The following is a 7672-nucleotide window of genomic DNA, read 5'->3' on the forward strand; positions in this document are numbered from 1 at the left end:
TAGACCTGGCGGTTCTGCCCGGATTCGGATAGCCCTCTGCCCGCGAAATGAAGCTGCTGCTCGAAGACGGAACCGAGCTCGAGGGCTCGTCCTTTGGCGCGGACCGCGCCGTCGCTGGCGAGGTCGTGTTCTCCACCGCGATGACTGGCTACGTCGAGACGCTCACCGATCCGAGCTTCCGCGGGCAGATCTTGCTGCTCACGTACCCGCTTCAGGGCAACTACGGCGTCCCCGCGCCCCGCGCTGCCGACTCCCTCGAACGCCCGTTCGAGTCGTCGCACATCCAGGTCCAAGGCCTCGTCGTGCAGAGCTACGTCTCGACGCCGAGCCACGCCACCGCCGCGCGCTCCTTGGGCCAGTGGTTGGTCGACGAGGACGTGCCCGGCATCACCGGCATCGATACGCGCGCGCTGACCCAGAAGCTGCGCGAGCACGGCACGCTCAAAGGTTGGCTGCTGCCGAATGGCGCGACCCAAGACCACGCCCATGCCATCGACATGCAGGCCGATCTCTTCCGCCTGGTCGCGCCCAAGGAGCCGATCCGCTACGCCGGCCCCGCAGACGGGCCAGAGGTTCTCCTCATCGACGTAGGCGCCAAGGACAACATCGTGCGCTCGCTGCTCGAGCACGGCGCGAGCGTCACGCGGGCGCCGTGGCACGCCGACCTCGCGAAGCTTGCCCAACGCGCCGATGGCGTTCTGCTCGGCAACGGCCCCGGAGATCCCAAACACCTCGGCTCCCTCATCGAACAGGTGCGCGCTCTGCTCGCGCGCGGCAACCTCCCGATCTTCGGAGTGTGTCTGGGCAATCAGATCCTCGCGCTCGCAGCGGGCGGGGACACGTACAAGCTGCCGTACGGTCATCGCGGCGTGAACCAATCCGTCCAAGATCTCGGTTCGCGTCGCTGTTTCGTGACCAGTCAGAATCACGGTTACGCGGTGAGCGACAAGTCGCTGCCGCGGGACTTCGAACCCTGGTTCGTCAACCTCAACGACGGCACGAACGAGGGCATTCGCGCCCGATTCAAGCCGCATTTCAGCGTGCAGTTCCATCCCGAGGCCGCCCCCGGCCCAAAGGACACCGGCTTTCTCTTCGACGAGTTCTTACGCCTGGCGTCCAGCCAGCGGAGCGTTCGATGACACCGCCCCGTCCAGGTGAACGAGTACGTCGAGTGCTCGTGCTCGGCTCCGGTGCGCTCCAGATCGGGCAGGCGGGCGAGTTCGACTACTCGGGGTCACAAGCCATCAAAGCACTGCGTGAGGAGAACGTGTTCACGGTGCTGGTGAACCCCAACATCGCGACCATCCAGACGAGCGAGGGGCTCGCCGACCGTGTCTACCTGGTCGCGGTCACGCCAGAAAATGTCGAGCGCGTGCTCGAGCAAGAGAAGTGCGAAGCCATCTTGCTCAGCTTCGGCGGCCAGACCGCGCTCAACGCAGGCCTCGAGCTCGAACGGAACGGCGCCCTCGAACGGCTGGGCGTGCGGGTGCTGGGAACACCGGTTGCGTCGATCCGTGACACCGAAGACCGCGAGCTGTTCAAGCGTCGCCTCGCGGAGATTTCCGTCAAGACGGCGCGCAGCGTGGCGTGCAGCACGGCGGACCAAGCCCGCAGCGCCATCACCGAAATCGGCCTGCCCGTGATGCTCCGCGGGGCGTTCGCGCTCGGTGGCAAGGGCAGCACCGTGGTGACCGAATCCGCCGCGATCGACGCCGCGCTCCGGCGCGCTTTCGCGGGCGGCATCCCGCAGGTGTTGGTCGAGGAGTACCTCGGCGGTTGGAAGGAGATCGAATACGAGGTCGTGCGCGACGCCGCGGACAACTGCATCACCGTCTGCAACATGGAAAACCTGGATCCAATGGGGATCCACACCGGTGAGTCCATCGTCGTCGCCCCGAGTCAAACGTTGAACGATCACGAGTACCAGCTGCTTCGCAGCGTCGCCATCGACACCATTCGGCACCTCGGCATCGTCGGCGAGTGCAACATTCAATACGCACTCCACCCCGAGTCTGGCGACTATCGAGTGATCGAGGTCAACGCGCGCCTGTCGCGCTCGAGCGCGCTGGCCAGCAAGGCGACCGGCTACCCACTGGCCTACGTCGCCGCCAAGATCGCCCTCGGCTACACGCTGCCCGAGATCCCCAACGGCATCACCAAGAAGACCACGGCGTTCTTCGAGCCGGCCCTGGACTACCTGGTGGTGAAGTTCCCGCGCTGGGATCTCGGAAAGTTCCGGGGGGTCTCCACGCGCATCGGCAGCGAGATGAAGAGTGTGGGGGAGGTGATGGCCATCGGCCGGACGTTCCCCGAGGCGCTGCAGAAGGCCGTGCGCATGCTGGACATCGGCGCCGGTGGAGTGGACCCGACCTTTGCCAGTTTTGATGACCTCGAGGACGCTCTCCGAACGCCCACCTCCCTCCGGATCTTTGCGCTGGCGAAGGCGCTGGCGGAGGGCATGGCCATCGAGCGGGTTCACGAGCTCACGGCCATCGACCCCTGGTTCTTGCACGGGATCGCGGAGGTCGTGCAGCACCGCGCCAAGATCGCGGAAGCGGGGCTCGACGAGGCGCGCCTCCGCTCCGCCAAGCGCCTTGGATTTTCCGACTCCGACCTGGCGCATCTGATTGGAAAGCGCGTCGACGACGTGCGCAAGCTGCGCAAGACCCACGGCATCGAGCCGCGCCTGGCGCGCATCGACACCCTGGCCGCCGAGTTCCCCGCAGAGACGAACTACCTGTATTCGACCTATCACGCGAGCCGCGACGAGAGCACCCCCAGCGATCGCAAGAAGGTCCTGGTGCTCGGCTCCGGAGCCTACCGCATCGGCTCGAGCGTCGAGTTCGACTGGTGCTGCGTGAGTGCGGCGCGAGCGGCGTCGGAGCTGGGGTACGAGACCTTGATGCTGAACTACAACCCGGAGACGGTCAGCACGGACTGGGACGAGTGTGACAAACTGTTCTTCGACGAGATCAGCTACGAGTGTGCTCGATCTCTACGAGAAAGAGCGGCCTGACGGGGTAATAGTCAGCATGGGCGGGCAGGTCCCGAACACCCTCGCGCTCCGGCTGCACAAGGCTGGAGTGAAGATCCTCGGCACCAGCGCCGAGAGCATCGACGCGGCGGAGGATCGAAAGAAGTTCAGCGCGCTACTCGATCGCCTCGGCATCGATCAGCCTGCGTGGGCGCAGGTCACGGAGAAGTCGAACGCCCAGCGCATGGTGGAAAAGCTCGGAGGCTTTCCGGTTCTCGTGCGGCCGTCCTATGTGCTCTCGGGCGCTGCCATGAGTGTGGCGCGCGAGCCGGTCGAGCTCGGGCGCATCCTGGCGCTGGCTCGGGCCGTCTCGCCGGAACATCCGGTGGTGGTCACGAAGTTCGAAGTGGGGGCGCGGGAGATCGAGGTCGACGCGGTCGCGGACGCCGGGAAGCTGGTGCTCTACGCGGTCAGCGAGCACGTCGAGGACGCCGGCGTTCACAGCGGTGATGCGACACTGATGTTGCCGCCGCAGAGCGTGCCGCTCCCGGTGATCCACAAGGCGAAGAAGATCGCCGCGCAGCTCGCCGACGCGCTGCAGATCACGGGCCCCTTCAACGTGCAACTTCTGGCCAAACACGGCCGCGTTCGTGTGATCGAGTGCAACCTCCGAGCCTCGCGCAGTTTGCCCTTCGTCTCGAAGGTGACGGGCAACGACTTCGTGCGCGAGGCGGTGCGCCGCATGCTGGGCGTGCGCGACCCCGTCGAGAATCACTTCATGGACCTCGACTACGTCGCGGCCAAGGTGCCGCAGTTCAGCTTCCCGCGTCTGGTCGGCGCCGATCCCATCCTGGGGGTCGAGATGGCGAGCACGGGCGAGGTCGGTTGTTTCGGCGACGATGGGGACGAGGCGCTGTTGCAAGCGTTGCTCGCGACTGGCTTCCACGTCCCAACGAAGGGCGTGTTGCTATCGCTCGGACCGCCGACGGAGAAGTACTCGTTCCTCGACGAAGCGCGGGCTCTTTCCGGGGAGCTTGGTCTGAAGCTCTACGCGACGCCGGGCACGGCGGAGGCGCTGCACGCCGTCGGCATCGAGTGCACGCCTCTCGCGAAGGTCCCCGGCGAGGGCCCGAGCGCGATGGACGTCATCGATCAAGGACTGGTCGACCTGGTAATCAACGTGCCCCGCTCGTACGACGAGCTCGGACGACCTGACGGGTATCTGATCCGGCGCGGCGCGGTGGACCGAGAGCTCCCGCTGATCACGGATTTGATGCTGGCCCGCGCGGTAGTGGACGCGCTGCGGAACCGGCGCGGGCAGTCGATGAAGCTCCGTCCCGCCGACGAGTACCTCGGACGCCGCCCACGGGTGCTGTCCTGAGGCTGGAAGTCCCTCGAAACCCTAGTAAGGTCTGCACCCCGCCATGCCCAAAGCCATCATCACCGGCATCACTGGCCAAGACGGCTCCTATCTCGCCGAGCTTCTCCTGGAAAAAGGCTACGACGTGTGGGGGCTCGTGCGCCGCTCCTCCAGCTTCAACACCGCACGCATCGATCATCTGTACCAGGATCCGCACGTCAAGGACGAAGCTCCGCCTGGTTTACGGAGATCTGAACGACTCGACGTCCCTGGCGAACGTGCTCGAGGAAGTGAAGCCCGACGAGGTCTACAACCTCGGCGCCCAGAGTCACGTGCGAGTGAGCTACGACATCCCGGAGTACACCGGTGAGATCAGCGGTCTGGGCTCAGTGCGCCTGCTCGAGGCCATCCGCCGGCTGAACCTGAAGACCAAGTTCTACCAGGCGAGCTCCAGTGAGCTCTACGGCAAGGTGCACGAGGTGCCGCAGAAGGAGACCACGCCGTTTCACCCGCGGAGTCCCTACGCGGCGGCCAAGGCTTACGCTTTCTACATCACGCTGAACTACCGCGAGGCGTACGGGATGTTCGCGGTCAACGGCATCCTGTTTAACCACGAGTGTGTCACTGCCGAAACTCCGGTCATCGTCAGACGACATGGCTTGATCGACATCGCCCCGATCGAGGAGATGCCATCGGGAAGACCCGAAGTCCGGAAGCGGTACACGAGCGAGCCCAGCGAGCCGCTCGAGGTGTGGACCGAAATGGGTGGAGCCGCGTCGTCTGATGACCGCGAACTGGCGCAGGAGCGCGACACCGTTCGCGGCGGCCCCGCGGCGCCGTATTCACCGTTACGCCGGAGCACGTGGTGTCCGGCCCGACGCCGAGGAGCGCCGCGCCGGCGAGGTTGTCGCTGGAGATCGCTGTCTGAGGAGCTGCCGTCCACCCCGGCAGCAACGGTGCTGACCCAGGAAGAAGCCTGTTGCTCGGCGTGTTGGTTGGGACGGCTAGTCCGACGACGGCCGTCACGCCCGCGTAACCAGAACGACACGGAATTCCTGGAGCGTGCTGCTCGAGCCTGGGTGGCGGTCTCAGGGCTGCGCATTGCCCGGGCAGACACGGGTTAGTGGTGGACCGGTGTCGACCATGGAACTGCGCGGCGCAGCCGGGTACGTTCGCGCCAACAGCACCGAACGAACCAAGCGGATCCACCCGGGTTCTGAATGCGGGCCTGAGACCCAGCGCGTTTCTAGAGGGTTATAACGCTTGCGACGGCCTCCGTGCTGGGCACGGCAAGTACGAATTTAAGTCATTCAAGACGAACGCCCGTGCTCGCTGCCGGACTCTGGCGGCTGGCGCGGACCGTGCTGAATCAGCGCGCGATCGTGCGTCGAGGACCGGGGTGAATTCACGTATTACCAAATCAACCTCAGCACCTCGAATTCCGTGGGCAACAAGGGCGCCCCTGCGGAAGCCAGGTCGACGAGGTGGTCGCGGGGATCCGCACCTTACACGGGGTGGCTCTTCGATTCGAGACGAGAGCGGGACCTTCCACGCGGGATCGGCCAAGGCTGATCCACAACTCACCCCGGCGCGGGAGAGACTTCGTGACGCGCAAGATCAGCGCGGCGCGACGCGCATCAAGGTGGGTCTGCAGAAGAAGCTCTACCTCGGCAACCTCGAGGCCAAGCGCGACTGGGGCTTTGCCGGTGACTACGTGGGAAGGCATGTGGCGCATGCTGCAGGCTGCTGAACCCGAGGACTACGTGCTCGCGACGGGTGAGACCCACAGCGTGCGCGAGTTCGCGGAAAAGGTGTTTGCGTCGCTGGACCTCGACTACAAGGCGTACGTGGAGTTCGATGCCAAGTACGAGCGACCGGCCGAGGTCGACCTGCTGCTCGGGGGACTACACGAAGGCCAAGACGAAGCTGGCTGGGAGCCGAAGGTGGGGTTCGACGAGCTCGTGACGATGATGGTCGACGCTGACTTGGTGCTCGCGAAGGAAGAGAAGGCCGTTGCGGAGCACAAGGAGCGGGTGGGGCGAGGAGAGGCGTGAGCTCGATGATCGACTGGAAGAACACGCGCGTTCTCGTCACCGGCGGCGCCGGGTTTCTCGGCAGCTTTTTGGTCGAGAAGCTAGTCGAGCGCGGCACGCCCGAGAGCAACCTCATCATCCCGCGCTCGAAGGACTGTGACCTGGTCGACGGCAACGCCGTGCGCCGCTTGCTGGCAGACACCAAGCCGGACCTGGTCTTCCACCTGGCGGCCCGCGTCGGCGGCATCGGCGCGAACCGCGACAATCCCGGGCGGTTCTTCTACGAGAACGCGATGATGGGGATCCAGCTCATCCACGAGAGCTGGAAGGCCGGCGTGAAGAAGCTGGTCGCGTGCGGCACCATCTGCGCCTACCCCAAGTTCTGCCCGGTGCCCTTCAAGGAGGCCGACCTCTGGAACGGCTACCCGGAGGAGACCAACGCCCCCTACGGCATCGCGAAGAAGGTGATGAGCGTTCAGTCGCAGGGCTACCGCGAGCAGTACGGTTTCAACTCCGTGGTCGTGTATCCGGTGAACCTCTACGGACCCCGCGACAACTTCGATCTCCACTCGAGCCACGTCATTCCGGCCATGCTGCGCAAGTTCCACGAGGCGAAGGTTGCGGGGGCGGAGGAGGTCGTGTTGTGGGGTGACGGGTCACCGACGCGGGAGTTTTTCTACGTCGAGGATTGCGCAGAGGGGCTGGTTCTCACAGCCGAGCGCTACGACTCCAGTGAACCGATGAACCTCGGGTCGGGGGAGGAGATCTCAATCAAGGCTCTGGCGGAGATGATCCAGAAGTTGGTTGGCTACGAGGGTCGCGTCGTCGTGGGATGCGACGAAGCCGAATGGCCAGCCGCGGAGGAGGCTCGATGTGACCCGGGCGAGGGAAAGGATTGGGTTTGAGGCGAGGGTGGGGCTTGAGAGGGGACTCGCGCGGACTTTGGCCTGGTGGGTCGAGCACGCGACAGGGTGAGGATAGCGGGGTGGTTCCCACGTCAGTCGAGCGTCGAGCGTGGTGCGACGCCGCTGCCGCAAGGCATCAATTAGCCTTCGCTGATTTCGACCCGCGGGAATCGTCTCCGTACCGATAGCGAAGGCGCACGGTTTGGCCAGCCGAGAAGGTGCGTTCTCGGATGCGGTGAACGAATAGTCGCCAGTTGTTGTCGGTTTCGGCCCGCCCAGTCGTAACCGTGACGCCGTGGGCGAGGTCCAGGTCGGCCCAGACCGCGACGCCGTTCGCTGTGCCAGAGCGCTCGACTTCAAGCTCAAGTTCGACATCCACGGCGCTGGCGTCCAGTGTCGA

1 protein-coding gene and 4 pseudogenes are annotated in these 7672 nt (G+C 65.2%); all 5 read left to right on the top strand.

All coding sequences use genetic code 11. From position 1 onward, the window contains the following. The first annotated feature begins 47 nt into the window (after positions 1 to 47). Positions 48 to 1139: a glutamine-hydrolyzing carbamoyl-phosphate synthase small subunit gene (gene carA, locus IPI67_42380; GenBank protein MBK7586823.1), complete on the top strand. Its 1092-nt coding sequence runs from the start codon at positions 48 to 50 to the stop codon at positions 1137 to 1139. Next, a pseudogene (gene carB, locus IPI67_42385) lies at positions 1136 to 4355 on the top strand (carbamoyl-phosphate synthase (glutamine-hydrolyzing) large subunit). The gene carA and the pseudogene carB overlap by 4 nt, the downstream one beginning before the upstream one ends. A gap of 43 nt (positions 4356 to 4398) precedes the next feature. Beyond that, positions 4399 to 5458, top strand: a pseudogene (locus tag IPI67_42390) (GDP-mannose 4,6-dehydratase). A gap of 279 nt (positions 5459 to 5737) precedes the next feature. Continuing rightward, positions 5738 to 6388: pseudogene (locus IPI67_42395) on the top strand (GDP-mannose 4,6-dehydratase). Positions 6389 to 6393: 5 nt separating this feature from the next. Then, positions 6394 to 7342 (top strand): annotated as a pseudogene (locus IPI67_42400) (GDP-L-fucose synthase). Positions 7343 to 7672 lie beyond the last annotated feature (330 nt).

It is taken from the genome of Myxococcales bacterium (genome assembly GCA_016706225.1).
In the GTDB taxonomy this organism is placed as follows: domain Bacteria; phylum Myxococcota_A; class Polyangia; order Polyangiales; family Polyangiaceae; genus JADJKB01.